34 protein-coding genes are annotated in these 25,000 nt (G+C 68.4%); 10 read left to right on the top strand and 24 right to left on the bottom strand.

Features of this window, described 5'->3' with window-relative positions:
- The first annotated feature begins 266 nt into the window (after nt 1-266).
- On the top strand, nt 267-1,358 hold the full coding sequence (locus ACQE3C_RS10360) for a hypothetical protein (RefSeq protein WP_434539108.1): 1,092 nt from the start codon (nt 267-269) through the stop codon (nt 1,356-1,358).
- An 81-nt stretch (nt 1,359-1,439) separates the two neighbouring features.
- Here ACQE3C_RS10360 and ACQE3C_RS10355 read toward each other — a convergent pair whose 3' ends face one another.
- Nucleotides 1,440-2,825, bottom strand: coding sequence for a serine hydrolase domain-containing protein (locus tag ACQE3C_RS10355; RefSeq protein ID WP_434539107.1), 1,386 nt, complete (start codon nt 2,823-2,825; stop codon nt 1,440-1,442).
- A 59-nt stretch (nt 2,826-2,884) separates the two neighbouring features.
- Between ACQE3C_RS10355 and ACQE3C_RS10350 the strand changes: the two genes are divergently transcribed.
- Nucleotides 2,885-3,580 (top strand): type 1 glutamine amidotransferase, encoded by a 696-nt coding sequence (locus ACQE3C_RS10350; protein ID WP_434539106.1) that lies wholly within the window; start codon nt 2,885-2,887, stop codon nt 3,578-3,580.
- A 14-nt stretch (nt 3,581-3,594) separates the two neighbouring features.
- On the opposite strand, the gene ACQE3C_RS10345 is transcribed toward ACQE3C_RS10350, so the two are convergent.
- From ACQE3C_RS10345 to ACQE3C_RS10310, 8 genes are all read right to left on the bottom strand, one after another.
- Entirely contained in the window at nt 3,595-4,110 is a 516-nt protein-coding gene (locus tag ACQE3C_RS10345; RefSeq protein ID WP_434539105.1) for a hypothetical protein, read from the bottom strand.
- A gap of 67 nt (nt 4,111-4,177) precedes the next feature.
- On the bottom strand, nt 4,178-4,513 hold the full coding sequence (locus ACQE3C_RS10340) for a YnfA family protein (protein WP_434539104.1): 336 nt from the start codon (nt 4,511-4,513) through the stop codon (nt 4,178-4,180).
- A gap of 27 nt (nt 4,514-4,540) precedes the next feature.
- Entirely contained in the window at nt 4,541-5,512 is a 972-nt protein-coding gene (locus tag ACQE3C_RS10335; RefSeq protein ID WP_434539103.1) for an SRPBCC family protein, read from the bottom strand.
- A 24-nt stretch (nt 5,513-5,536) separates the two neighbouring features.
- On the bottom strand, nt 5,537-5,890 hold the full coding sequence (locus tag ACQE3C_RS10330) for an ArsR/SmtB family transcription factor (RefSeq protein WP_434539102.1): 354 nt from the start codon (nt 5,888-5,890) through the stop codon (nt 5,537-5,539).
- A 55-nt stretch (nt 5,891-5,945) separates the two neighbouring features.
- Nucleotides 5,946-6,335: a hypothetical protein gene (locus ACQE3C_RS10325; protein ID WP_434539101.1), complete on the bottom strand. Its 390-nt coding sequence runs from the start codon at nt 6,333-6,335 to the stop codon at nt 5,946-5,948.
- Nucleotides 6,336-6,498: 163 nt separating this feature from the next.
- Nucleotides 6,499-6,765 (bottom strand): hypothetical protein, encoded by a 267-nt coding sequence (locus ACQE3C_RS10320; protein WP_434539100.1) that lies wholly within the window; start codon nt 6,763-6,765, stop codon nt 6,499-6,501.
- A gap of 16 nt (nt 6,766-6,781) precedes the next feature.
- Nucleotides 6,782-7,750 (bottom strand): calcium/sodium antiporter, encoded by a 969-nt coding sequence (locus ACQE3C_RS10315; RefSeq protein ID WP_434539099.1) that lies wholly within the window; start codon nt 7,748-7,750, stop codon nt 6,782-6,784.
- A gap of 18 nt (nt 7,751-7,768) precedes the next feature.
- A complete protein-coding gene (locus ACQE3C_RS10310; RefSeq protein WP_434539098.1) occupies nt 7,769-8,131 on the bottom strand; it encodes a DoxX family membrane protein in 363 nt (120 codons plus the stop codon).
- A gap of 152 nt (nt 8,132-8,283) precedes the next feature.
- On the opposite strand from ACQE3C_RS10310, the gene ACQE3C_RS10305 reads away from it, so the two are divergent.
- The 5 genes from ACQE3C_RS10305 (at nt 8,284) to ACQE3C_RS10285 (ending at nt 12,866) form a co-directional block, all read left to right on the top strand.
- Entirely contained in the window at nt 8,284-9,006 is a 723-nt protein-coding gene (locus ACQE3C_RS10305) for an ABC transporter ATP-binding protein (RefSeq protein ID WP_434539097.1), read from the top strand.
- Between the two features lie 2 nt (nt 9,007-9,008).
- Complete coding sequence (locus tag ACQE3C_RS10300) at nt 9,009-10,421, top strand: FtsX-like permease family protein (protein WP_434539219.1); 1,413 nt, start codon at nt 9,009-9,011, stop codon at nt 10,419-10,421.
- Entirely contained in the window at nt 10,418-10,828 is a 411-nt protein-coding gene (gene arr, locus ACQE3C_RS10295) for an NAD(+)--rifampin ADP-ribosyltransferase (protein WP_434539096.1), read from the top strand. The genes ACQE3C_RS10300 and arr overlap by 4 nt, the downstream gene beginning before the upstream one ends.
- Before the next feature lie 23 nt (nt 10,829-10,851).
- Entirely contained in the window at nt 10,852-11,400 is a 549-nt protein-coding gene (locus ACQE3C_RS10290; RefSeq protein WP_434539095.1) for a YdeI/OmpD-associated family protein, read from the top strand.
- A gap of 143 nt (nt 11,401-11,543) precedes the next feature.
- Nucleotides 11,544-12,866 (top strand): DUF222 domain-containing protein, encoded by a 1,323-nt coding sequence (locus ACQE3C_RS10285; RefSeq protein ID WP_434539094.1) that lies wholly within the window; start codon nt 11,544-11,546, stop codon nt 12,864-12,866.
- 3 nt (nt 12,867-12,869) lie between these two features.
- On the opposite strand, the gene rocD is transcribed toward ACQE3C_RS10285, so the two are convergent.
- The 3 genes from rocD to ACQE3C_RS10270 all read right to left on the bottom strand — a co-directional run bounded on the left by rocD (nt 12,870) and on the right by ACQE3C_RS10270 (nt 15,390).
- The gene (rocD, locus tag ACQE3C_RS10280) at nt 12,870-14,072 is read right to left on the bottom strand and encodes an ornithine--oxo-acid transaminase (protein ID WP_434539093.1); all 1,203 of its coding nucleotides are present in this window, start codon (nt 14,070-14,072) and stop codon (nt 12,870-12,872) included.
- Nucleotides 14,069-14,893, bottom strand: a complete 825-nt coding sequence (ddaH, locus tag ACQE3C_RS10275) for a dimethylargininase (protein WP_434539092.1) — start codon at nt 14,891-14,893, stop codon at nt 14,069-14,071. Before ddaH ends, rocD begins: the two co-directional genes overlap by 4 nt.
- 107 nt (nt 14,894-15,000) lie before the next feature.
- Complete coding sequence (locus ACQE3C_RS10270; RefSeq protein WP_434539091.1) at nt 15,001-15,390, bottom strand: hypothetical protein; 390 nt, start codon at nt 15,388-15,390, stop codon at nt 15,001-15,003.
- Nucleotides 15,391-15,424: 34 nt separating this feature from the next.
- On the opposite strand from ACQE3C_RS10270, the gene ACQE3C_RS10265 reads away from it, so the two are divergent.
- Both ACQE3C_RS10265 and ACQE3C_RS10260 read left to right on the top strand, forming a co-directional pair.
- Complete coding sequence (locus tag ACQE3C_RS10265) at nt 15,425-15,898, top strand: SRPBCC domain-containing protein (protein ID WP_434539090.1); 474 nt, start codon at nt 15,425-15,427, stop codon at nt 15,896-15,898.
- On the top strand, nt 15,883-16,668 hold the full coding sequence (locus ACQE3C_RS10260; RefSeq protein ID WP_434539089.1) for a hypothetical protein: 786 nt from the start codon (nt 15,883-15,885) through the stop codon (nt 16,666-16,668). Before ACQE3C_RS10265 ends, ACQE3C_RS10260 begins: the two co-directional genes overlap by 16 nt.
- Here ACQE3C_RS10260 and ACQE3C_RS10255 read toward each other — a convergent pair.
- The 12 genes from ACQE3C_RS10255 to ACQE3C_RS10200 all read right to left on the bottom strand — a co-directional run bounded on the left by ACQE3C_RS10255 (nt 16,665) and on the right by ACQE3C_RS10200 (nt 24,235).
- The gene (locus tag ACQE3C_RS10255) at nt 16,665-17,111 is read right to left on the bottom strand and encodes a hypothetical protein (protein ID WP_434539088.1); all 447 of its coding nucleotides are present in this window, start codon (nt 17,109-17,111) and stop codon (nt 16,665-16,667) included. The two genes, ACQE3C_RS10260 and ACQE3C_RS10255, sit on opposite strands and share 4 nt — an antisense overlap.
- 373 nt (nt 17,112-17,484) lie before the next feature.
- Nucleotides 17,485-17,664, bottom strand: a complete 180-nt coding sequence (locus tag ACQE3C_RS10250) for a hypothetical protein (protein WP_434539087.1) — start codon at nt 17,662-17,664, stop codon at nt 17,485-17,487.
- Nucleotides 17,665-17,770: 106 nt separating this feature from the next.
- Nucleotides 17,771-18,130 carry a hypothetical protein gene (locus ACQE3C_RS10245; protein ID WP_434539086.1) on the bottom strand — a complete coding sequence of 120 codons (360 nt, stop codon included), beginning with the start codon at nt 18,128-18,130 and terminating at the stop codon, nt 17,771-17,773.
- Between the two features lie 38 nt (nt 18,131-18,168).
- Nucleotides 18,169-18,591, bottom strand: coding sequence for a type II toxin-antitoxin system VapC family toxin (locus ACQE3C_RS10240; RefSeq protein ID WP_434539085.1), 423 nt, complete (start codon nt 18,589-18,591; stop codon nt 18,169-18,171).
- Nucleotides 18,588-18,821, bottom strand: a complete 234-nt coding sequence (locus ACQE3C_RS10235; protein ID WP_434539084.1) for a FitA-like ribbon-helix-helix domain-containing protein — start codon at nt 18,819-18,821, stop codon at nt 18,588-18,590. Before ACQE3C_RS10235 ends, ACQE3C_RS10240 begins: the two co-directional genes overlap by 4 nt.
- A 143-nt stretch (nt 18,822-18,964) precedes the next feature.
- Nucleotides 18,965-20,239, bottom strand: coding sequence for an ATP-binding protein (locus tag ACQE3C_RS10230; protein ID WP_434539083.1), 1,275 nt, complete (start codon nt 20,237-20,239; stop codon nt 18,965-18,967).
- A gap of 4 nt (nt 20,240-20,243) precedes the next feature.
- The gene (locus ACQE3C_RS10225) at nt 20,244-20,567 is read right to left on the bottom strand and encodes a nucleotidyltransferase family protein (protein ID WP_434539082.1); all 324 of its coding nucleotides are present in this window, start codon (nt 20,565-20,567) and stop codon (nt 20,244-20,246) included.
- Nucleotides 20,568-20,671: 104 nt separating this feature from the next.
- A complete protein-coding gene (locus ACQE3C_RS10220) occupies nt 20,672-21,007 on the bottom strand; it encodes a HigA family addiction module antitoxin (protein WP_434539081.1) in 336 nt (111 codons plus the stop codon).
- The gene (locus ACQE3C_RS10215; RefSeq protein WP_434539080.1) at nt 20,967-21,248 is read right to left on the bottom strand and encodes a type II toxin-antitoxin system RelE/ParE family toxin; all 282 of its coding nucleotides are present in this window, start codon (nt 21,246-21,248) and stop codon (nt 20,967-20,969) included. The genes ACQE3C_RS10220 and ACQE3C_RS10215 overlap by 41 nt, the downstream gene beginning before the upstream one ends.
- Nucleotides 21,249-21,281: 33 nt before the next feature.
- On the bottom strand, nt 21,282-22,355 hold the full coding sequence (gene ychF, locus ACQE3C_RS10210) for a redox-regulated ATPase YchF (protein ID WP_434539079.1): 1,074 nt from the start codon (nt 22,353-22,355) through the stop codon (nt 21,282-21,284).
- 34 nt (nt 22,356-22,389) lie between these two features.
- Nucleotides 22,390-23,652 carry a M18 family aminopeptidase gene (locus ACQE3C_RS10205; protein ID WP_434539078.1) on the bottom strand — a complete coding sequence of 421 codons (1,263 nt, stop codon included), beginning with the start codon at nt 23,650-23,652 and terminating at the stop codon, nt 22,390-22,392.
- A gap of 19 nt (nt 23,653-23,671) precedes the next feature.
- Nucleotides 23,672-24,235, bottom strand: coding sequence for a TetR/AcrR family transcriptional regulator (locus tag ACQE3C_RS10200; RefSeq protein WP_434539077.1), 564 nt, complete (start codon nt 24,233-24,235; stop codon nt 23,672-23,674).
- 83 nt (nt 24,236-24,318) lie between these two features.
- On the opposite strand from ACQE3C_RS10200, the gene ACQE3C_RS10195 reads away from it, so the two are divergent.
- Nucleotides 24,319-24,996 (top strand): hypothetical protein, encoded by a 678-nt coding sequence (locus ACQE3C_RS10195; protein ID WP_434539076.1) that lies wholly within the window; start codon nt 24,319-24,321, stop codon nt 24,994-24,996.
- Nucleotides 24,997-25,000: the final 4 nt, after the last annotated feature.

Genomic DNA, 25,000 nt, shown 5'->3' with positions numbered 1-25,000 from the left:
GCACACCGAGTGCGGCATTGGGAAGCTGCCACACCGACGCGCACGCATGTGCTCGCTTGGCCAGTCCTGACTAGACAAGTGTGCAAACGGTGTCCGACTAGGGGCGACACAGCCCGCCATTTACCGAGCCCCTCTGGTGAATCGAACGTGGGGCATGTTAGTTTTCCCCGTGAGGGGCATCCCCCTCGGTCAGGTCTGACAAAGCTTGTGGATCTGATTTCACGTTCGGCGCCCCTCGGGGCGCTCCGTCTCGAATGGGAACAAGGATGTTCACAGCTTCTCTTGGCATCTTCCTGCTCGGCCTGATCGTCGCGGCCGCAGGTGGATTCTTTGGCGCAGCAGTGGGTGGCAACTTCGCCTTCGCGCTGACTGGTTTCTGCGTGCTCTTCGCTTGGGGCGTCGTGGTGACTCCGGTCGGCTCCACCATCGGCCTGGATCCAGCCATCGCTTTCAACTACATCGCCTTCGGGCCGTTCGTCGGCCCCCACATCGCCTTCGCCGGTGGCGCAGCAGCCGCCGCCTTCGCCGCCCACAAGGGGTACATCCCCTCCGGCAAGGACGCCACCTCCCCGCTGGCCGGCCTCGGCCGCCCGTCGGTGCTGCTGGTCGGCGCCGCCTTCGGTGTCCTGGGCTACCTGCTCCAGATCGGCCTGTCGCAGATCCCGTGGTTCGGTGCCCACACCGACTCGGTCGCCCTGACCGTTTTGATCTCCGCTCTCATCGCCCGTCTGGCCTTCGGCAACTCCGCCGCCGGCAAGGCCTCCATCACCAACCCCGAGCGCTTCCGCAAGGACAAGAAGGCCAAGGGTGGCTTCATGGGCAAGTGGGACACCACTGATGAGTACAAGTGGCTGCCCTACCAGGAGACCCCCGCCCAGTTCACCGCGATCGGTATCTTCTTTGGTCTTGCTGCGGCTGGTGTCGCCCTGATGCTCGCCATCAACTTCCCGGAGATGGCCGGCAGCGCCGCGACCTTCGCCTTCGGTATCTCCGCCATCATCATCTTGTTCCTGATCATCGGCTGGGACATGCCGGTTCAGCACCATGTGACCATCGTCGCTGGTCTGGCCGCCGTGCTGTTCTTCCCGATCTTCGCGGGTGAGGCTGAGAAGGGCTTCGCGTTCTACAGCGAGATCACCGAGATGACCAACTCCCTGTGGTACTCGGCCATCGGCGCACTGCTCGTCGGTGCTGTCTTCGGCTGGATCGGTGCCCTGCTCGGTGAGGTCTTCCAGCGCATCTGGTACGCCCGTGGCACGACCCACGTTGACCCCCCGGCTTCTTCGATCTGGCTGAACACCACCATCATCTGGGTGGTTGCCAGCGCCCTCGGCTTCGCCGGCGGCTTCGTCCTCTGACAGTCGGACTCAACCCAACACCCCCATTCGGAAGGCCCGTCGAGCACCTGCTCGGCGGGCCTTCCGCTTGCCCCGGCGGGCTCAGCGCAGCTGGCGCCAGCCCTGCTCGTCCACCCCGCCGGGCACCATGGCGTCGGGGTCGTAGGGTTCGCGGGTGTGGTGCAGCCCGGCCAGGATGAACCAGCGGGGGTCGTCGGGGTGCTCGGGGTCAATGCGCAGTTCCTCCCCGAAGGCCAGGTCCTCGCTGGTCCCGACCAGCCGGCCGTCCCCGTCGGGCCGCACGTGGGAGGCCAGGCCGGGAGCGTCGGTGGGGTGCACCACGACTTCGCTGTCGAGCACCTTCACCAGGAAGGGACGCGGGCCCCGGTACCACAGCCCGGTCAGCGCGCGGATTCCGTCGGGCAGGGCGGGTTGCTGGGACAGAGGTGACCCGGGGGACGAGCTGGCCAGTGGCGCCAGCAGGGCCAGGGCCTGCAGCCAGTCCGAGGCTCCCCCGTTCCACGCGGTCGAGTTGCCGCACACCGCCATGCTGGCACCGGTGCGGGGGTCCAGCACCAGATGGGCGGTGAACCCGGGCACCGAACCAGTGTGCATCACCTGGACGACCCCGTCGATGTTCTGCACCCGCAGCCCGAGCCCGTACCCACTGGTCCACGGTTGGCCCGCGGTGGTCACCAGGGTGGCCGGGTGCCGCATCAGGGCCAGGGTGTCGGGCCGCAGCACTCCCCTGCCCTCACCCACGCCGGCGAGGAAGGACCCGAGGACGACCAGGTCGCTCGGGGTCGACCACAGTTCGCCGGCCGGCCCCATGGCCAGGTAGGGGTTCACCGGTTCGGCGTGCACCAGCGGCTGCAGGGGGTGCACGGCCACGCCCTGGGCGTGGCTGCGCCCGGGCGTCCGGGCGGTGTGGCGCATGCCGAGTGGCTGCCAGACGACCTCGTCGAGCACCTGGTCCCATGGCACGTCATGGACCACCTCCAGCAGGCGACCGAGCACGGCGTAGCCGAGGTTGGAATAGTGGTGGGTGATGCCGGGTGGGCAGACCTGGGGCAGGTCCATGGCGACGATCTGTGCCCAGGTGCAGCCGCCGGCCCGCTCCCACCAGGGGCCGTCAATCTCGGCCACCAGCCCGCTGGTGTGCGACAGGAACTGTGCCACGGTGGCCCCGCCTGCCGGGGCATCGGGCAGGTAGCTGCGCATCGGGGCACCCAGGTCGATCGTGCCGGCCTCGACCAGCGCCAGCACCGCGACCGCGACCTGGGGTTTGGTGATCGAGGCGATGCGGTAGCGGGTGGTGGCCGTCGGCTTCCTGGCCCGCTTCCCCAGGGGGCACGCATCGCCGATGGCGGCCGACCAGACCACCTCGCCGCCGAGCGCGGCGGCCACCGACAGGGAGGGCTGGCGCTGGGCGCGGGCCCGCTCGGCCAGGGCGTGGGTGAGTTCGGCGAAGAATGCGTCGATCGGCATGGTCTCGACACTAGTCACCGCATCCACCGGCGGCAGCCACTGCCGATACGATCGCCCGCATGGCCAAGAAACCACGCATCACGGTCCTGCAGCCGGAGTCCGACGTGCCGCTGGACAGGTTCGAGGACTGGTTGCCGCGCGGGGTGCGGATGTCGGTCATCGACCTCGAGACCAAGGACGTCCCGAACCTGGACGCCATCGGCGACGGGCTGGTGGTGCTGGGCGGGCGCACGAGCGCGCACGGGTCCGAGAAGTGGATCCCGGTGGTCAAGGACCTGATCGCCGACCTGCACGACATCGACATCCCGGTGCTGGGCATCTGCCTGGGCCACCAGCTGGCCGCGGAGGCACTCGGCGGTCGGGTGAAAGTGGCCGACCCCCGCGGCCCCGAGGAGGGTGCCTTCGAGCTGGAGTGGCTGCCCGGTGCCGCCGCCGACCCCGTGCTTGGTGGCGCGGTCGTGGCCGGTGGCCCGGTGCCGATGTCCCACCACGATGCCGTCGTCGAGCTGCCGGCCGGCGCGGTCGAGCTGGCCCGCACGGCCACCTACGAGAATGCCGCGTTCCGACTGGGCGACACCTGGGGTGTGCAGTTCCACCCCGAGGCCTCCCCGGAGTTGATGCAGCGCTGGTGGGCGAGCAAGGGCCGCAAGGGCACCACGATGCTCGACCGGATGCGTCAGGTCGACCACCGGGTGGCCCCCACCTGCCAGGCGGTGGCCGACGGGTTCACCGCCGTCGTCAACGGCGACGCCTGACCCGTCGGCCCCGGTCAGCGGAAGCGGCGCAGCAGGTCCTCCCCCCTCGCGGTTCGGTCGGCGAACCCCACCCCGGCAGCCTCGGCGATGAGGGGCACCTGTGCCTCCAGGAAGTCGGACCGGTGCCGCACGAGGCGTCGGGTCCGTCCGTAGAGGATGCCCTCCAGCAGGCTGTCACGTTCCTGTCGTCCGCCGGCGCAGGGGGTGAGCCGGTACTCGGCGGCCAGGTAACCGACGACGAGGTCGGGCAGGTCGTCGAGCCCCTCCACCCGGCCGGGCCGGGGCTGCCAAGCCCGGTTCGGGTCGAGCCGTCGGACGACCTCGTTGTGCACCTCGACCAGGGCGTGGGCGTCCAGCCTGGCCAGGGCGATGTCGGTGGCGCAGTGCCCGTCAAGGGTGGGCTCGACCACGACTTCCCAGCAGCGGGCCACCCAGTCGTGGGACTGCCGGGGATTGTTGCTGTAGCACTCGAGGCTGCCAAGCTCGAGCGGGGACACCTCTTCCCAGAGGCTGGTGAGGACACCATTCATGATTCTTCGACCCTTCTGCTGGTGTTGGCACCACTCCACCAGCAGGGTCTGACAAAACTTGCGTACCCTACGCCGTGCGGGGCGCGTACATGATGACCGCCACGCCGACCAGGCAGATCAGCGCACCGGTGATGTCCCAGCGGTCGGGTCGGAAACCGTCGGCGACCATCCCCCAGAGCAACGAACCTGCCACGAAGACCCCGCCATAGGCGGCCAGGATTCGTCCGAAATTGGCGTCGGGCTGCAGGGTCGCGACCAGGCCGTAGAGGCCCAGGGCGATGACCCCGGCCCCGACCCAGGCCAGGCCCTTGTGTTCACGCACCCCCTGCCAGACCAGCCAGGCCCCACCGATCTCGAGCAGCGCGGCGAGGATGAACAGCGGCACTGACCTGAACACGTCCATGGGGACCAGTCTGGCAGGGGCGGGCGGTCAGGCGGCCAGTTGAGCCTCCAGCCGGGCGTAGCTGGCCTCCATGCCGTCGGTCATGCCGGTGCCCAGGACGATCTCGCGCACCTCGGCGCTGGGGTAGGTGATCAGCAGGCTCAGCAGAGTGCCCCCGTCGACCGGGGTCAGCGTGAGTTCGTTGCGGCTCGGCGGTCCGTCGGTGCCGATCATCTGCTCGGAGGTCACCTCGCGCACCCCGGGCTGCACCTCGAGCATCTGCCCGGTGAAGCCGAACCCGTTCTCGCCATTGGCGTCGACCCATTCGGTGCGGTGGGTATCGCCCACTTCCCGGGCGATCTCGCAGACGACCATCTGCCAGCCGTCGGGGCCGAGCAGCCACTGCTTCATCAGCTCGGGTTCGTGGTGCGCACGCCAGACCTGCTCGGTTGTTCCCCGGATGATGCGGCTGACGCGCACCTGGGTATCGCCGATCAGCTGGGCGATGGTCGCGGCGTCGCGGGCGAAGCTGGTCAGGTCGGCCAGCACCTGGTCGATCTGCGACATCGCTGCCCGGGTGCCCTCCTCCATGCCCATGTCGACCAGTTGCTGCAGTTGCTCGGCACTGTTGAACCAGGTGGTGGTGACCAGCCGGGTTGTCTCGCCGGCCTCCTCGAAGGTGAACACCATGCGCATGTTCGGCAGGCTGTCGTCGGGGGTGCCGTCGGCACCGGCGAAGCCGTCGAGCACCTCGAAGGACCTGCCGGGCTGCACGTCGAGGAACTGCCAGTAGCCGTGGCTGCGCTCGCCGTCGGGGCCGCTCATGTAGTAGTTCGACCGGCCGCCGGCGGCCATGTCGTGGCGGGTGAAGGTGGCCGGCCACTCGGGCGGGCCCCAGAAGCGTTCGATCTGGCGGGGGTCGACGTAGGCGTCCCAGACTCGCCGCAGGGGTGCGGCGAACTCGGCCTCGACGGTCATGGTGAGGTTCTCGGGGTCCTTGGTGATGGTGGTGATGGGCATCTAGGTGCCTTTCAGTGGGTGGGGTCAGTGGGTGGGGTCTTCGGCCAGGAGCGCGTCGAGCCGGTCGACGCGCCCGCGCCAGATGCGTTCGAACTCGTCCAGCAGGGACTGCGCGCTGCGGATGACTGCAGGGTTGCCGCTCACGAGTCGTTCACGGCCCTGCGCCGTCTTGGTCACCAGCCCAGCTGCTTCGAGGGCGGCAACGTGCTTCTGTACTGCCGCGAACGACATGTCGTAGTCCGCGGCCAGGGTCGACACCGAGATCGGCTGCACCAGTGTCCGCCGGACGATGTCACGTCGGGTGGCGTCGGCCAGTGCCCGGAAGATTCGGTCGATGTCCTGGTCGGAGAGTGCTGGGTCCTTCGGATGTACAACCATTTGGTTGTAGATTATTGCGGGTAGGGGTCGGCTGTCAAGAGGTGTGCTGCCGGCCTCAGGTGGCCTGGTCGCCGCCGAGGACGTCGACGTCGACGTGGTGGGTGTCCCACCGCAACCGCATCTGCAGCCGGCCGTCCACCAGCCCGACGGCGGTGACCAGGATCGCCCGGCGCCTGGCGACCGCGACACCCAGCGGGCCGATCCCCCGCCGGGGGCTGTCACAGTTGATCAGGACCGCGGTGTTGTCGGCGAACTGCAGCCGGGCCACGCCCTGGCTGAACCGGGTGACCAGCCGCAGCGGGGTCCCCCTCGCCTGCAGCAACAGCAGGCGTTGCTCGAGCGGGGCGAGGATGGCGGCGTGGTGCTCCCCCGCGACACGTTCGAAGGCCGCGGCAAACTCGGGGTCGACGAGTGCCTCGAGCACCTCGTCGCGCTCCTGCGCCATGCCTCCATTCTCCCCGGCTCCCACCGGGCGGGAAAGGGCTGGCGGCAATCGTTACCGCTGCGCGGCCCGTGCGCGGGAGTCGAGCTGCCGCAGGAGTCGCCAGGCGTTGAGCACGGCGAGGCTGATTGCGTCGGGGCCGCGGCAATGGCGGGTGCGAGCATCGTCAGGGGTTGTCGGCGCGCAGTTCTTCGTAGTGGGCCTCGACCACGTTTGCCGCGGCGGCGACGAACTGGGCAGGGACCCCGGCGAAGGTTCCACCGGGCTGCACCAGGGCGTCGAGGGCGGCCTTGGTCTCGACGGCCTGTTCATCGTGCAGGGCCTGGGCGGCCCTGATGATCTTGAGTGCCGCGCTCTGCAGCACTTCGGGCAGTTCGGCAAAGGCCGCGAGGAAGTCCTCGGCCTCGTCCTCGGGGGCGTTGTGGTGAGCCATGTGACCAGCCTAGAACTCAGACCCGGGCTGTGAGCAGGTACGCGAGATGGGCGAGGTAGGCGATCACCAGAATGATGCCCTCGAAGCGTTCGATCCGCTGGCCCGACCGGAACACGGGGATGCAGGCAGCCACGGCCACGGCCAGCACCACCAGGTCGATCGTCAGCACGTCGCGGGGAATGCCGATCGTCTCGGGCGAGAGGGCCATGGTGGCGCCGAGGATGAACAGGAGGTTGTACACGCTGGAGCCGAGCAGGTTGCCGATGGCGATGTCGCGTTCACCCTTGATAGTGGAGACCACGGTGGTGACCAGTTCGGGCGCCGAGGTGCCGATCGCGACGATGGTCAGGCCGATCACGGCTTCGCTGACCCCGCGCGAGACCGCCACGGCCACCGCGCCGTCGACCAGCCAGTCCGAGCCGACCACGATGATGACCAGGCCGATCACCAGCATCGCCGAGTCGGCCAGGATCCCCTTCCAGTTCTTGCCGTTGGGTACTTCGTACTCGTGTTCGTACTCCTCCTGCACCTCTTCGGGCTCGCTGCGGGCCGAGCGCAGGATCACCCAGGTGTAGACGACTCCGGCGACCAGCAGGATGATCCCCTCGAGGCGGGTCAGGCGTCCGTCCCACGCGACCACGACGAACAGTGCCGTGGCCGCCGCCATCGAGGGCAGGTCGAGCCGGATCGTCCGCGATTCGACGGCGATCGGGCTGAGCACCGCGCTGACACCCAGAATCAGCAGGAGGTTGACGATGTTGGTGCCGACGATGTTGCCCACGGCCAGCCCGCCGCTACCGGCCACCGCCGCCTGGATGCCGACCGCCAGTTCGGGGAACGAGGTGCCGATGGCCACCACGGTGAGCCCCACGATGATGGGTGGGATGCCCAGCCGGGTGGCCAGCCCGGAACCACCGCGGACGAGCAGTTCTGCGCCGACCACCAGTGCCAGCAGGCCGACGATGATGAGCAGGGCTGGACCCACCTCAGATCACCGCCCCATTCAGTCGCGGGTGGCGTAGGCCAGCAGTCCGCCGGCCATGGCCAGGTTCTTCAGGAACTGGATGCGATGGTTCGCCTTCATCGCCGGGTCGTCATGCTTCCAGAACGGGTGGCCGGCCAGGGTGGTCGGCACCAGCGCCAGCGCCAGCCCCGTGGCGGCAGCCCGCGGCAGCACCCCGACCGCCAGCGCGGCGCCACCGGCGACCATGGCCCCACCGTTGATCCGCACCGCGAGTTCGGGCTCGGGGACACCGAAATCCTCGGCTGCCTTCACGCGGGGACCGGGCTCGGTGGCCGCACCCCAACCCATGACGATGAAGGGTGCCCCGAGTGCGACTCGGCCGAGGATGTGCAGAAGTTTCATAACAGGGTCCCCTCGTCGTGGGTGCGTTTCCGCCCCCCAGCCTAGCGAGGGCCATCGAGGGGTTACTGTCATGCTTGGACCCACCCCGCTATTGAGAGAAGCCACCAATGACGGTGACAGAGGCAAACACGCAAGCAACCACCCTCCAGACCATGATCGGCGCCGCGGGCGTCCACAAGTCCTACGAGGTGGGCCGGGACCAGGTGGAGATCCTCCACGGGATCTCACTGGAAGTCCGCGAGACCGAGATGGTCGCGGTCATGGGCCCCTCGGGCTCGGGCAAGTCCACCCTGATGTACTGCCTGGCGGGGCTCGAGGACGCCACCCAGGGACAGGTCGTGGTCAACGGCGTTGACCTGGCCGGCCGTTCGCGGGCAGAACTGGCGAAGATGCGTCGGTCCGAGTTGGGGTTCATGTTCCAGAGCTACAACCTGGTGCCGACCCTGACCGCGTCCGAGAACGTCGAGCTGCCCTACCTTTTGGCGGGGACCAAGCCACCCAAGGACCTCGTCCGCGAGACCCTCGAGCAGGTGGGCCTGGATGAGCGCCGCGATGCCCGCCCGTCGTCGATGTCCGGCGGTGAGCAGCAGCGCGTCGCGCTGGCCAGGGTGATGGCGCAGCAGCCGAAGGTCCTGTTCGCCGACGAACCCACCGGCGCCCTGGACACCCGCATGGGCGGCATCGTCCTCGAGGCGCTGGGCCGGATTGCGCACTCCCCCGGCCAGTGCGCGCTGATCGTCACCCACGACCCCAACGTCGCCGCCGAGTGCGACCGCGTGCTGTTCCTGCGCGACGGCCGCCTCGTCCAGGAGCTCACGCGCCCCGACGCGGCGGCGGTGGCCGCCCAGCTCACCGCGCTCACGCCGGGGGCGTGACCATGCTCAAGATCCAGCGCGCAGAGTTGCGCAACTCGTGGACGAACTGGCTGGGCGTCAGCATCGTCTTCCTGACCCTCAGCCTCGTGTTCGTGTTCTCGTCGCTGACCATCGTGAGTGGTTTCACGGCGGTCGCCAACGGCGAGATGGCACTCGAGCAGTCCGGTGAGTTCACCCTGGTGCCCATCACCAACTTCGTGCTCGGCGGCATCGTGGGGCTCGGGGTCGTCTCGTCGTCGGTCGGCTTGGTCGTCGATTACCGGCGCGGGGCCCTGGCGCGGCTGTCACTGGCGGGGGCGACGCCACGCCAGGTGGCGGGCACCGTGATGGGCCAGTTGGCCGCGGTGACGATCGCCTGCGCCCTGGTCGCTGACGTGATCTGCCTGATCGGGCTGGGGGCCGGGCTGGAACTGCTGGCGGCTGCCCGCACCGAACCGGACATGCTCGTGGTGGCCCCGACCCCGATCCGTGACCTGGGGGCGGTCCTGTTGACCAATGTGCTGACCGTGGGGTTCGCCCTGCTGGCCGGCTGGGGGCAGGCCCGCAAGGCGAGCAGGATCCCACCCGTGGAGGCCCTGCGCCAGGCGGAGTCGGCGACCTCGAAGCCCCGGGTCGTCCTGCCGGTGCTGGGCGCAGTGGCCGCTGTGGTGGCCACGCTGGCGGCCTTCGCCATGATCCCCGTGCTGGCGCAGTACCGCGACAAGGAGACCGCCAGCAACGTCATGCAGTTGGCGATCGCGGTGCTGCTGACCAGCACGCTGGCGATGTCGGCGGTGGCGCACCTGTACGTCGGGCCGTTGGCGCGGTTCTGGACCGGGCTCATCCCGGTGCGTAGCGCCACCTGGCAGATCGCCCGCCGCAACGTGTCGCGGCGCGGCACCCGGTTCGCGCGCTCGGTCACGCCGGTGATGTTCACCGTCGCCCTGCTGCTGGGTATGACGGTCATCATGCCCACCATCGCTGCCACGACGGCGAAAGCCGGGCTGGAGATCCAGCTGTCGGCAGCGGGGCTGGGCCCGGTGCTCACCATGGTCGGACCCATGCTCGCGATCGCCCTGGCCGGTGGTGTGGGGTCGCTGTTGATGATGAGCAAGCAGCGTGACGCCGAACTCGCCCTGACCGGGGTGCTGGGCGCCACGCCGAGCCAGCGGCGGGTCCTGCCGATCCTCGAGGCCGGGATCATCGCCGGGACCGCCCTGTTCCCGGCGTTGGTGGCCGTGGGTGTCGAGATCGCCTACTTCTGGTTCGGGCTGCCGGCGGCCGGGTACGACCCGGTGGTGTCGGTGCCGTGGGCGTACTTCGTCGGCTCGTTCCTGGTGGCGCTGCTCATCACGGTGGCGGCGACGCTGCTGCCCACCCTGCCCGCACTGCGGCTGCCCGAACGCCGGGTGCTGGCGAGGCTGGCGGCGGAGTGAGCGATGAGGGACCGTTCTTCCACGGGACGATCGCCGACCTGCGGGTCGGTGACCTGCTGCGGGCGGGGCACCGGTCGAACTACCGGCCCGATGTCGTGATGAACCACGTCTACTTCACGGCCCAGCGCGACGGTGCCGGGCTGGCCGCCGAACTGGCACGGGAACTCGACGGTGGCACCGCCGCTCCGCGGGTCTACCGGGTCGAACCGACCGGGGCGTTCGAGGACGACCCGAACGTGACGGACAAGAAGTTCCCGGGGAACCCCACCCGCTCGTACCGGACCCGTGAGCCGTTGCGCATCGCCGAGGAGGTCACCGACTGGACCCGGCTGACGCCGGAAGCGCTGCAGGAGTGGCGCGACCGGCTGGCCCGGCTGCGGGAGAGCAACGCCGAGATCATCAACTGAGGCGCTCGAAAGGGGGCCCGCCGATGCAGGCCGATGCCGAGAACGTGGAACCGCAGGGCCTCGACGAGTGGTCTGCCTGGCTGGCCGAACACCATGGTCGGGGCGATGGGGTGTGGCTGGTGTCACGCCGCAAGGCCGCTGACAGGGCGGTCTCGTACGAGGACTGCGTGGTCGAGGCCCTGCGGTGGGGCTGGGTCGACTCGACCCAGCAGCCCGTGGACGAGCACCGTTCCCGCATGTGGTTCGCGCCGCGGCGGTCCGGCAGAATCTGGACGCGGCGGAACAAGGAGCGGGTCGCCCGGCTGGTGGCCGAGGGTCGGCTCGAGCCCGCGGGCCCGGCGGCGGTGGACGCAGCGAAGGCCAACGGCAACTGGACGCTGATGGATGCTGTGGAGGACCGCATCGTCCCCGACGACCTGGCCGCTGCGCTGGATGCCCTCGGTGCGCGGGAGGGCTGGGACCGGCTGACACCTTCGGCGCAGAAGCAGCAGTTGGCCTGGATTGCCACGGCCAAGCGGCCTGAGACCCGGGCGAAGCGGGTGGCGGCGACGGCGGAGGCGGCCGCGGAGTAGGTCGGGCGCTCTGCAGGTTTTGTCGGACCCTCGGGGGAGAATGGATCATCAGTTCGAATCAATGGTGATCGGGGACGATGATGGCGCAGGGTGGGCAGGTTGCGCAGTTCGATGTGGTGAGGGCGCGGGGGAGACTCGCGGAGTTGGCGGGGGCGAACCAGGCGGTGTGGCAGGCCGAAGCCGTCCGGTTTCGGGTGTGGGCGGAGTTCGCCGATGAGTACACCACGCCCGCCCATGATGGTGGGCCGGTGTTGGCCGGTACGGAGCGGATGCTGCAGTGGGGTGGGGACGGGACCCCGTTGGTGGCCGAGTTCTGCGTCCTGGAGGTGGCGGCGGCGTTGCGGTTGGACGAGCACCAGGTCCGTTGCCAGATCGGGGACGCGTTGGCGGTGCGGCACCGGTTGCCGGGTGTGTGGCAGGCCGTGATGGCCGGCTGGTTCCGGGTCTGGGCCGCGGTCGACCTGGCTGATGCCACCCGCACCCTGCCCCTGGCGGAGGCCCTCCTCCTGGATAGGGAGATCAAGCCGTTGTTGTTGGTGTGGTCGCGGCGCCGGTTGCTGAAGTATGTGAAGGGTCGGGTCACTGACCTGCACCCCCAGCAGGCCCAGTCTGAGCATGAGCAGTTGAAGGAGCAGTGCCGGGTGGACTTCGAGGAACCCGTGGCCGGGTTCACCCGGGTCTTCGCGACCCTGCCGGCCGGGGAGGCGGTCGGGTTGAAGGCCCGTATCCAGCAGGTGGCGGTGATCCTGGGCAAGTGCCCCCGTGACCCCGACGTACCGGTGGAGTCGTTGGAGTACCGGCAGGCGCAAGCCCTGGGGTTGTTGGCCAGCCCCGCCTACGCCCTCCAGTTGCTGCAGGCCGACCTTGCGGACCGGTTGCCGGCACTCGACCCCCAGTGCCCGATGGCCGGGTGGGCCGGGCATGAGTGCGGCACCATCACCACCGACCCGGCGAAACTGCTGCCCACCGTCGAGGTGGTGGTGCACCTGACCGACCAGGTCCTCCGCGACGGTGCCGGGGTGGCCCGCAGTGAACAGGTCGGCCCCCTGCTCGCCGGCTGGGTGAAGACGCTGGTCGGGCACAGTCGGGTCCGGGTCCGCCCCGTCCTCGATGCGGGCAACCAGGTGCCGGTGGATTCCTACGAATGCCCACCGAACATGCGCCGGGCCGTGGAACTGCGCAACCCCTACGAGGTGTTCCCGTTCTCCAGCCGCCTGTCCCCGGGCCTCGACCTGGACCACACCACCCCCTGGACCCCCACCAGCGGACTCACCAGGGCGGACAACCTCGGGCCGTTGTCCCGGCGGGTCCACCGCGCGAAAACCCACGGTGGCTGGCACCTCGAACAACTCCACCCCGGCATGTTCATCTGGACCTCACCCCTGGGATTCCGCTACCTCGTCACCCCCACCGGATCCTGGATGATCAACGACCCCACCACCCACATCACCACCCTCGCCGGCTGAGCACTACTCGGCCAGCACCAGCGCCAGTTGGTCGACGGCCCAGTTCAGCTCGGACTGCTGGATCGTCAGTGGCGGTGCCAGTCGGACGGTATGACCGTGGGTGTCCTTGACGAGCACTCCGCGCGCGAGCATGCGCTCGGCGACCTCGCGTCCGGTGCCGCGGGAGGGTTCGATGTCGACCCCTGCCCAGAGCCCGGCCACGCGCACGTCCGTGAGCCCGTGTCCGAGCAGGGCGTCCAGTCGCGCCTTGAGGTGGCGCCCCAGGGTCGCGGAGCGGTCCTGGAACTCGCCGGTGCGCAGCAATTCGACCACTCGCAGGCCGACGGCCGCGGCAAGCGGGTTCCCTCCGAACGTCGACCCGTGCTCGCCGGGCTGGAACACACCGAGCACCTCGCGGTCCCCGACGACCGCCGAGACCGGCAGGATCCCGCCGCCCAGGGCCTTGCCCAGCAGGTACAGGTCGGGGACGACACCGTCGCGCTCGCACGCGAAGGTGACCCCGGCTCGTCCGAGCCCGGACTGGATCTCGTCGGCGACCAGCAGCACGTTGTGCCGGGTGCACAGCTCGCGGACCCTGCGCAGGTAGCCCGCCGGCGGGATGATGACGCCGGCCTCACCCTGGATGGGTTCGATGAGCACCGCGGCCGTGGACTCCCCGATCGCGGCCTCGATGGCGTCCGCCTCCTGGTACGGGACGATGTCGAAGCCGGGGGTGAACGGACCGAACCCGTCACGGGCGAGCGGGTCGTCGCTGAACCCGACGATGGTGGTCGTGCGGCCGTGGAAGTTGCCCGCGGCGACGATGATGCGGGCGCTGTCGGCAGGCACCCCCTTGACCCGGTAGGCCCAGGCGCGAGCGGCCTTGATGCCGGTCTCGACGGCCTCCGCGCCGGTGTTCATCGGCAGCACGAGGTCCTTGCCGCACAACTCGGCCAGGGCAGCACAGAAACCAGCGAGCTGGTCGTTGTGGAAGGCCCTGCTGGTCAGGGTCAGTCGTCCGATCTGGTCAACCGCCGCCCCGACCAGGTCGGGGTGGCGGTGCCCGAAGTTGAGGGCCGAGTAGGCCGACAGCAGGTCGAGGTAGCGCCTGCCCTCGACGTCGGTGACCCACACGTCCTGCGCCGAGGCCACGACCACCGGCAACGGGTGGTAGTTGTGGGCGACGTGCTGGTTCTCCTCGTAGATGTGGCGAGTTGTCGTGCTCATGATCTGCCTCCTCGCAGCTCCAGCGTGCAACATTTGATCCCGCCGCCGCCGAGGTGCAGTTCGGACACGTCGACGGGGACGGGGAGGTAGCCGCGCTCACGCAGCTCGGCCTCGAAGTGCCCGGTGTCCGGCGGGATGATCACGTGGCGGCCATCGCTGGTCGCGTTCACCACCAGCGCGTCCGGTGCGGGGGTGGGCAGTCGGATCGCGTCGGGGAAGCGCACCGCGAGCTCGTCCTGGCTGGGCTGGTCGAAGGCCGCGGGCAGGTAGGCGATGGTCTCCTCATCGAGCACGCACAGCGCCGTGTCGAGGTGGTAGTAGGTGGGGTTGACCAGCCGCAGCGAGACGACCTCTCGTCCGAACACCCGCGCGACCTCATCGTGACTGGCGCGAACCGACCTGAAGCCGTGGCCGGCCAGGATCGTGTCACCCACCAGCATCAGGTCGCCCTCCCCCTCCTGCGTGGCGACCGGCTCGACCACGTCGAACCCGTGGGCGGCGCACCAGTCCAGGAAGTGGGGTTCCTCGCCGCGCCGTTCGGCGACGGCAAACCGGGCGCCGAGCGCGATGCCGTCGATGACCAGGCCGGCGTTGGCCGTGTAGACCATGTCGTCCAGGCCCGGGACCGGGTCGATCAGTTCGACCTCGTGGCCCAGGCGCAGGTAGGTATCGTGCAATGCCTGCCACTGGGCCAGCGCCCTGGCCCGGTCGGGCTGCCGACCCCGGTTCATCCATGGATTGATCTCGGAGCTGACCGCGAAGTGCTCGGGTCGGCACATGAGGTAGCGACGCGGTTGTTGGATTCGCTGCGTGGAGGACATGTCGCTCCCACCCCGATGTGGTCGGCGGACGCTGTCCCTGGGCCCGGCGGCACTTCAACCCGCTGCTGACCAGCGAGGAAGAGGCGACACGAGCACGCCTGTGGCCATTATTCCACGGCGTGCCCGGCGGCGTCGATGATCATGCTCTCGTGGGTCACGGTGGCTCCGAGCACCGTGCCCCGCTCGTCGAGGAACACCACGTCCACATTGCCGAGCCCGGTCCACGGCGCGGGCTTGGAGTCCTCGGCGAAGAACCCGCCCAGCGCCTCGATGGCAGCGATGATGTCGCGGTCGTAGGGGTAGCGTCGCTTCACCGCCGTGGGCCGCGGGCGGGCGTAGCCATTGCCCGCCGCGACGCCGATCGTCCGGGTCGAGGCGAGGTGTGCCAACTGGACGAGCAGCGGGTGCCCCTCGTCCCCGTCGTTGAAGACGAACTCAATGTGGGCCGTCCGAGGGCGCAGTGACTGCATCCACGCCAGCTGTTCGTCCTTGGTCACGCCTGCACGCTACCGGGCGCGGCAGACTGGGCGCATGCCCTTGCTCACTGCCGCCGCCGAACAAGGCACCGTCAGGCTCACGTGGGAACTCCCCCATGACCCGAGAAGCGTCTGGCAGCACCTGACCGACGTCGACCGGTTGACGGAATGGCTGGGGCAGCTGCGGTTCGGAAGCTTCACGGTGGGCGACGAGCTCGTGATCGACCACGGCGAGGGATACCTGTGTCGCAGCATCGTGCAGGTTGCCGACGAACCCCGGGTGCTCGCGATGACGTGGCACTTCCCGGACGAGCCGGCTTCCCGGCTCAGCATCAATCTGGATCCACCCGGACGACTGGAGCTCGAGCACACCGCCCTCGGCGACCTGGTCGGGTCATACCTGCCGGGGTGGATCACGCACCTCACCTTCCTCGAGGCCTCGCTGCGTGGCGAACCGATTCCGTTGAGCGCCTTCTGGGGGCTCCACGCCACCCACGAACGACTGACCGCACCATGGCTCGGATCCTGATCACCGGCATGTCCGGTGCCGGCAAGTCGACGCTGCTGGCTGAGCTGGCGGCCCGCGGGCACCTGACTGTCGACACCGACTACGACGGCTGGGAACAGATCAGCGATCTGCTCGCCGAGCACGGCGACCTCGTGGTGTCGGGAACCGCAGAGAACCAGGGGCAGTTCTACGACCGGTTTGAGCACGTGATCCTGCTCAGCGCCCCGGTCGAGACCCTCATCGAACGCGTCGCGACTCGGACGAACAATCCCTACGGACGCACCCCCGAGCAGCAGGACGAGATCCGTAGGTATGTGCGGGAGGTGGAGCCGCTCCTGCGACGCGGGGCGAGCCTGGAGCTCGACGGGCGCCGACCCGTCCGCGAACTGGCCGATGTGGTCGAGTCCCTCAGTGTGGACGAGGACGCCATGCACTACGTCGACCACGAACCCGGGGCCTGGTTCCTGGTCGAGCACGATGACGCGCTCTACCTGGATGCCCGCTACACGTACAGTGCGCTCATCGACGACTCGGCGTTGATCCGCCTGACCGACCGTGAGCGTCACGACTACCTCGCGCGCGGACGGGACTCGATAGGTGAGCTGGCAGCAGCCGTGCATGAGAGCGCACCGTATCGGCCCACCTCCGTGTTCCACGAGCGCGACCTGTACCGCTCCCCCGAGGGGCGTCGGTGGCGCCAGCGGGTCGGGATGGCGATCGCCGACCACGCCTGGATCAGGCGTCAGAACTCCGCTCTTTTCCCGCCCGAGGCAAGGCGGCAGGCGCCCTAGCCGGGGATGGCTTTGATGAGTTCTTCCAGGTCCTTCACCGCGTTCTCGAATGTGTAGGACGCGGGTGCATTGGTGCAAACACCACCCGACTCGAACTCGCTGTCGCACTTGTAGATGACGTGCACGGTGAGGCCGGGGAGCTGCAGGGTGAGGTGAGGCCGGTCACGGTCCTGTTGCAGCAGGCCGACCCCGATGATCACTCCTCCGCGAGACTGGGCGACGTCAGAGTTCACCAGTGACCCGGTCTTCTCTCCCTGCCTACGAACGACCTCAACATTGACATCGTCCGGCTGGGACTGAACCATGATCTCCACCTCGAAGGGGGTGGTGTTGTAGCGGGCCGCGACCGGCTCTGACTTCCAGTTGCATCGCAAGGTGACATGCGGATTGTCGGCCCCACCGGTCTCGACGTAGACGTGGTCGACGGGCACCATTTCGCCCACCAGTCCGGGAAAGAATTCCCCGTAGCGCTGGCAGGGGAACGTCTCGAGCGGGGGGAATGGGACGAGGTCGAAATTCTCCTTCGCCGGGGCCGCGGTCGTCGCGAGGACGGATTCGCTCGACTCAGTTGTCGTCGGCCCAGCTGCTGAGACCGTTGATGGACTGCCTGTTGCGGGGTCGCTCGAGCCGCACCCCGAAAGCACCAGCGCGCAGATCAATGCGATCGCACCCCAACCATTGACCCGAATCCGCTTCATGAAACGCCCCGTTCTTGCTACGGCTAGACGCTAGACCTGAAGTCGACCGCGGTGCAATAGGGAGGAGTTGGGGAGCGTCCCAAATTGGCAAGCGCGAACACCGGGGTAGGCGACAGCACTACTCCACGCCGCCAGTCGGCGCGGGCGTCCCGAGTGCCGCCATCGTGCGGCGAAAGACGACGTGTCGGTCATCGGTGACGACGACCTTGACGCCTGCCTCCGCCGCGGCGACGCAGGCCGCCGCGATCGCAGCGCGGACGTGCTCGGGCCGCACGATCGGGTCCAGGGGGGTGCGCATGCCGCCGTGGTGAGCTCTGCCTGGGCCGCACCGGCGTGGTGTGACAGCCACCCGCCGAATCGAGACGCCACCTGCACGGGCGCATCCCGCGTGTCGAAGGCCACACCTAGCGTGACGACCGACCCGCGGCAGAGACCACGAGGAAGTCGTCGGACGAGGCGAGCCCGGCACGGAGCCGGAGCCTCGCGGTTCGGATGGGCAGCGCGACCAGCACGAGCATGACCGCAAAGATCACAATCAGCACGTAGGTCGGCACCCGGCCCACGCCGGAGACGACCAAGTACACGGCCGTAAGCACCAGCAGTGCGAACACGATCCAGACGCCGACGAGCGCGGACCTGTTGGAGCGCTCGGCCGTGTAGACGCGCCCGGCGCCGAAGAAGTCCCGCCACTGCGCCACGTGGGCGGGCTCAAGTCCGATCGCACTCAGGTCACTGCCGATAACAGGGCCTCCTGACGGTCTCATTCCTGCTGAGGGTGGTCTCGTCGACGGTAACGCACATGTCAGGAAGCCAACCACGGGTCGATCAAACCCACACCCGTGTGCTCGAAATCCTTCACGTTCCGTGTTGCACAGGTCGCGTCGTGAGCCAGGCAGATCGCAGCTATCTGCGCATCGGCAGTGCTGATGGGAGCGCCCGCGGCCGCTCGGGCAACGAGCACGTCGGCGTAGCACTCCGCCGCGGCTTCGTCGAAAGGAAGTAGTGCACGACTCCCCCGGTAAGGCCCGAGCGCCTCATCGATCCGGGAGGCCAGGCGTGCTCTTCGCTGACCGTCCGGAAGTCGGCGAACGCCTGCCAGCAACTCCGCGAGGGTGATCGAGGTGATCGCGACGTCGTCCGTCAATGCCTCCATCCACTCGATCACCCGCAGCTCCAGCGCGGGTCGGAAGATCTCCGAGACGACGTTGGTGTCGAGGATGATCACTCGAAGTCCACCCACCTCGCGACGTCGTCGCGTTCCGGAACCGTCAACCCCTCAGCACCCCCGACATCCTGCGCCGCAGCCAACAACGCCAAGCCGACGTGCGGCCTTCGAGCTGCCTTGGTGAGGATGTCGCGAACCTCAGCCTCCATGGACCGCCCGTGCTCTTTGGCCTGCTTGGCGAGTTGCCGCTTCACTGCCTCGTCGAGCCCACGAACAACGATGGATGACATCTTCAACCACCTCCCCTGATATCACTAATGATAGCCATCGGGGCCAGTCCTCGCTCCCCGGCACGGAGCTGGGCCAGGCCGGCGGCGACGACACCGGCATGGGAGATCAGGACAAGCTGCCGGGGGCGATGACTCACGACCGATCAGGTGGGCACGGGCGTCCAGAGCCGGTCGACGGGCATCACATGCAGCCGGTCCTCGTAGGTGTAGGAACGAGAACCGGTCGTCAGCATGATGCCTCCGATGAATCTCGCGCCCAGCAAGTCACGAAGCTGAGCCAGACCACGAAACTCCTTCCCGGGGGCTCGTTCACTGGCCTTGACCTCGAACGCGACAACTCGCCCGTCGTCGAGCTCGACAACGAGATCGACCTCAGCTCCGTCACTCGTGCGCCAGTGCCCGAGCGCTGCGGGCTCCTCCAACCAGGACGCCTGCTTGCGCAGTTCCCCGACGACGAAGGTCTCCAGCAGGTGGCCGAAGTCGGTGAGTGACGACGGGTCGATACCGGTGAGCTTCTCGGGGGTGAGTCGGAGCAGTCGGGCGGCCAGCCCGGAGTCGACGACGTGGACCTTTGGCTTCGCGCTCACGCGCGAGCGAAGATTCTTGCCCCACGCGGGGAGACGCACGACCAGGAAGAGATCCTCAAGGAGCCGGAGATGATTCTCGGCGGTGGGCCTGCTGACGCCAAGCTTCTCAGCTGCCGTCGTCACGTTCAGCAGCTGACCAGTCTGTGCCGCGACGTACGCCAACAGGTCTGCCAGCGCCTGACGCTCGCGGATCCTGCTCAGCTCCACGGCATCGCGCTCGACGGACGCTCGGACGAAGTCGTCGAACCAGCGAGCCCTGGCCGGACCCGATCGCCGCAGCGCGAGGGGCATTCCTCCGGAGCACACGCGATCGACATACTCAGCTCGCGTCGTCGTCGACAATGGGTCGGCGCTCACGACCGCATCGGCATCCGCTGAGAGCGCCTCGAGCAGGTTCTCCCGCGCTCCCTCCAGCTCCCCTTGGGAGAGTGGCCAGATGACGAGCGAATGGAGGCGTCCGGTCAGCGCCTGCACTGTCGCTGGCAGGGCATCCTGCCTCGTCGACCCTGTGATGACCGCCGTTCCCGGAGGGCTCCCCTCACGATTCAGGCGCGCCTTGAGCGCATCAAGCACATCCGGGACTCGCTGATACTCGTCGATGCACACTGGGGCCCCGACTCTCACTGTGGCTGCCAGATTCCCCTGGACAGCCTCGCGCACCCCGACGTCGTCGAGGTCGATCACCGAACTGCCAACAGATTCAGCAAAGCCGCGGAGCACCGTTGACTTGCCTACCGACCGTGGACCGTGCAAGGCGATCACCGGTTCGATCTGCACCCGCTCCGCCAGGAGATCACTGATGCGACGGGGGACGAATCCATCCAGCTCCATGAGCCTAACTTAGCAAACGTGAGCGTCCGTGGCTTACAAACACGAGCATGGCCGTCTCGGTCGCGGCGTATCCCTGCCGGGTCCGGCCGGACGCCCGCATCAGCAGGTTCCCGTCCGCGGGGTTCGTCTCGACGAGGATGTCGATGTCCGACCCCGGGGTCGCCGTGCCGCGAGCGACGCAGCCGAACAGCTTCTGGTTCGTCGCGCCGTACCGGTCAAGTAGCACCTCAAACCCGTCTCGACGCGCGTCGAGGAACTCGCGGAGCGAGCGTCTCGGGCGTCGCAGCAACCTCAGGCACACCTTCAGGATACCGGCGACGGCGGGCATTGAGGATCGTGCGGCGCTGACCAGGGTTTAGACATAGAATCGAAATTCGACCACATTCCGGCGCAGGGCAACGTCACGCACCCAGCCCCCGTGGCTTCAGAATGTCACGCGGACTGCAGCGGCGCGATCGCCGCAACCTGGTCACGCAGTGCCCGCCGCTCGAGCCGCAGCTCATAGTTCGACTGCAGGTTCATCCAGAACTCCTCGGATGTCCCGAAGTAGCGCGCCAGACGGATCGCCGTGTCCGCGGTGATCCCTCGCTTGCCGTGCACGATCTCGTTGATGCGCCGCGGCGGCACACCGATCGACACCGCCAGCTTGTTCTGCGTGATCCCGAAGCCCTCGATGAAGTCCTCCATCAGGATCTCTCCCGGATGGATCGGCTCGATCAGGTCAGGCTCAGTGGTAGTCGACGAGTTCGACATCTTCAGCACCTCCATCTCTCCAGACGAAGCAGAGACGCCACTGCGCGTTCACGCGGATGCTGTGCTGCCCACGTCGGTCACCGACGAGCCGCTCCAAGCGGTTCCCCGGTGGGACCCGGAGGTCTTCGACATCTTTCGCCGCATGGATCAGTTCGAGCTTCCGCAAGGTCGCCCGCTGCACGGTCCGGTCGACGCGCTTGACGTACTGCTCATGCCAGATGCGTTCGGTGTCCTTGCTGCCGAACGATCTGATCACGAGACCAGTGTATGGCGGATACCGTCAATAACGCTAGACGTTAAACCGGAACTCGACCACGTCACCGTCCTGCATGACGTAGTCCTTGCCCTCCAGGCGCATCTTCCCTGCAGCCTTCGCGGCCTGCTCGGAACCGGCGGCCACCAGGTCGTCAAAGCTGACCACCTCGGCCTTGATGAAGCCCTTCTGGAAGTCGGTGTGGATCACACCAGCTGCCTCCGGCGCGGTCGCGCCCTTGGGGATCGTCCACCCGCGAGCCTCCTTGGGGCCGGCGGTCAGGTAGCTCTGCAGCCCCAGCGTGTCGTAGCCCACCCGAGCCAGCACGTCCAGGCCGGGTTCGTCGACACCGCTGTCGGCCAGGAACTCGCGCGCCTCCTCGTCGGTCATCTCGACCAGCTCCGACTCGAACTTGGCATCCAGGAAGATCGCCTCGGCCGGGGCCACGATTTCGCGCATCCGCGACTTGAGGTCCTCGTTGGCCAGCTCGTCCTGGTCGCAGTTGAACACGTAGATGAACGGCTTGGCGGTGAGCAGGAAGAACTCGCGCAGCAGCTCGGTGTCCATCCCCGAGGCGAAGACGGTCGTCCCCGAGTTGAGCACCTCGATCGCCTCGTTCATGGCCGCCAGCTTGGGCTGGACGTCCTTCTTGATCCGGGCTTCCTTGTCGACGCGCGGCAGGGCCTTCTCCAGGGTCTGCAGGTCGGCCAGGATCAGCTCGGTGGTGATCGTCGAGATATCACTGCCGGGGTCGACCTTGCCGTCGACGTGGGTGACGTCGGCGTCCTCGAACACCCGGGTCACCTGGCAGATCGCCTGGGCCTCACGGATGTTGGCCAGGAACGCGTTGCCCATGCCCTCACCCTGGCTGGCTCCCTTGACGATGCCGGCGATGTCGACGAATGACACCGTGGCGGGCACGAGCCGCTCCGAGCCGTAGATCTCGGCCAGCTTGGCCAGCCGCGGGTCGGGCACCCCGACCACGCCGACGTTCGGCTCGATCGTGGCGAACGGGTAGTTCGCGGCGAGCACATCGTTCTTGGTCAGGGCGTTGAAAAGGGTCGACTTGCCGGCGTTGGGCAGTCCGACGATTCCGATGGTAAGAGCCACGAGAGGCAAGCTTACCCGTGAGCGCCGCCCCGGCTCACACCCCCGACCAGTACGCTTCCAGCGCCCGTGACAGGTACCAGGGGTCGTCGGCCCCGCACATTTCGCGCGCCGAATGCATCGACAGCAGCGGGATGCCGACATCGACCGTGGTGATGCCCAGCCGGGAGGCCGTGATCGGCCCAATGGTCGAGCCGCAGGGCACCGAGTTGTTCGACACGAACGGCTGGCTGGGCACCTCGGCGGCATCACAGGCCCGACGCCACAGCGCCGCACCGACCGCATCGGTGGCGTAGCGCTGGTTCGCGTTGATCTTCAGCAGCGGACCGGCATTCACCAGCGGCTGGTTCTGCGGGTCGTGGCGACCGACATGGTTGGGGTGCACCGCATGCCCGGCATCAGCCGAAATGCAGCTCGAGCGACGGATCATCGCGGCAAACCGGTCACCCGCAATGCCGTGCCCGGCAGCAATGCGGCGCAGCACGTCCTCCAGGAGCGGACCGGCCGCACCACTCGCCGTGGCCGAACCGACCTCTTCATGGTCGAAGGCCACCATGACCGCGATGTCGGAGCCCAGTTCCACCCGGCTCAGCGCCACCAGACCCGCGTGCACACTGCTCAGGTTGTCCAGCCGCGGCGAGGCGAAGAACTGCTCCCCCACGCCGAACATGCCCGGTTCCTGGGTGGTGAAGGCGACCACGTCGTGGTGGGCCAGGTCGGCCCGCTCGATGCCGGCCTGTTCACAGAGGTACTCCTCGATGTCGAGGTCGGCGTCGCCGACCGCGAAGACCGGACGAGTGTGCTGCTGCCGGTCAAGCGTCAAACCGTCGTTGGCCGTGCGATCGAGGTGGATGGCCAACTGCGGGATCCGCAGGATAGGCCCGGTGCGCACCATCCGCACCTCGCCCTCGACCGTGGTCAGCCGACCCGCCAGCCCCAGTTCGCGATCGAGCCACGAGTTGAGCAGCGGCCCACCGTAGATCTCCATGCCGGCCTGCTGCCAGCCGGCGACGCTCGCGGTGGCGTTCGGCTTCAACTTGAAGCCCGGTGAGTCGGTGTGCGACCCGACAATACGGAACCCGGTCGTGTCATCGACGGTGTCGGGCACCAGCCAGGCCACCACCGCCCCGTCGCGGACGACGAACTGCCCGCCGTGGCTGCGTTCCCAGGGTCGCGCCTCGTCCAAGCGGGTGAAACCACTGGCCTCCAGGTGCGCGGCCACGACATCAGCGGCGTGGTACGAGCTGGGCGAGGCCTTGACGAATGATGCCAGGCCCTCGAGGTGATCGCGTGCAGACATGGACCCATCCAACCAGAGTTCAGTCCAGCCCCAGGGTGGACACCTGGCGTTCGACCACCTCCCGGAAGAAGGCGTCGGTGTCGTCCACCACGCCGCGGAAGTGGCCGGCCAACTCCAGGGAGATGAACCCGATCACCTGCGCGAGTTCGGCCACCGCACCGGTGGCAGAGATGTCCAGGAAGGGGGCCGCCACCCGGGCCGCGGCCGGGATGGTCTGCGGGGGTGCCTGGTAGTCAGGCACCGGCGTGCCGTAGATCAGCTGGAACTCGTGCGGGAAGGCCCGGGCCCAGTCGCGTGCAGCCAGGGCCGCGGCACGCCAGAGCTGCGCCGGACCACCGTCGACCTCGGCGACGGCCTGCTCGACGGCGCCAGCGAGGTGGCCGTAGCTCTCGATGATCAACTCGGTCAGCAGCGCCTCGCGGTTGGGAAAGTAGCGGAACACCGCCGAGGAGACCATGCCCACGTCGCGCGCGACCGCCCGCATGGACAACCCCGCCGCGCCCTGCTGGGCGATCTGGCTGCGCGCACTGGCCAGGATGCGCGCGGTGTTCTCGGCCCTGCCCTGTTCCCGGATTCCCGCCATGGACCCCATCATGCCGACCCCGCCAGGAAATTGCGAGAGCAATGCTCTTGCTTTTTCGAGAGCACTGCTCTCATACTGGACCCATGAAGACCACAGCCACTCCCCTGTTCGGCCTCGGGGTCACGATGGCCGCCTACCTGCTGCTGCGCCCCTACGGCGATTCCGGCGATACGGCGGCCACCGCTGCCGCGTTCGCCAGTCCGCTGTGGGTTGCCGCCCACCTGTGCGGGGTGCTGGCGATCGCCCAGTTCGCCCGGCTTGCCCTACGGCTGGACGAGGCGCTGGCCTCGACCGGGCGCCGCTCCACCAGCGCCCGCCCGGCGCGCACCCTGACCCTGGTCGGCCTCGTGCTGTGCCTGCCCTACTACGGCACCGAGACCTTCGGCCTGCATGCCCTGGGCCGGGCGCACCGGGCCGATCCCTCCGCCGGGATGCTCGCGGTGGCCGAGCAGGTGCGCAACCAGCCGGTCGCGCTGGCGACGTTCGGCATCGGCCTGCTCGCACTGTCGGTGGCGGGGGTGCTGGTGGCGCTGGCCTGGGCCCGCCACAGCCGGACGATGAGCTGGGCGGCGTGGCCGTTGGGCGTGGCCATGGCACTGTTCCCGGTGCAGTTCTACCTGCCGCCGGCCGGGCGCATCGGCTACGGCCTGGTGGTGGCGGCCTGCGCCGCACTGTGGCTGGTGGCCGTGCTGCGGCGACCCACCGATTCGGCCCCCAGCGGGGTGGCCGACAAGTTTTGTCAGAGTGCTGCGGCACAGTGAAGAC

The sequence above is a fragment of the Aestuariimicrobium sp. Y1814 genome (assembly GCF_050113895.1).
GTDB lineage: Bacteria > Actinomycetota > Actinomycetes > Propionibacteriales > Propionibacteriaceae > Aestuariimicrobium.
Note: the sequence above shows the minus strand (reverse complement) of the source record. Positions and strands in the feature narration are given on the sequence as shown.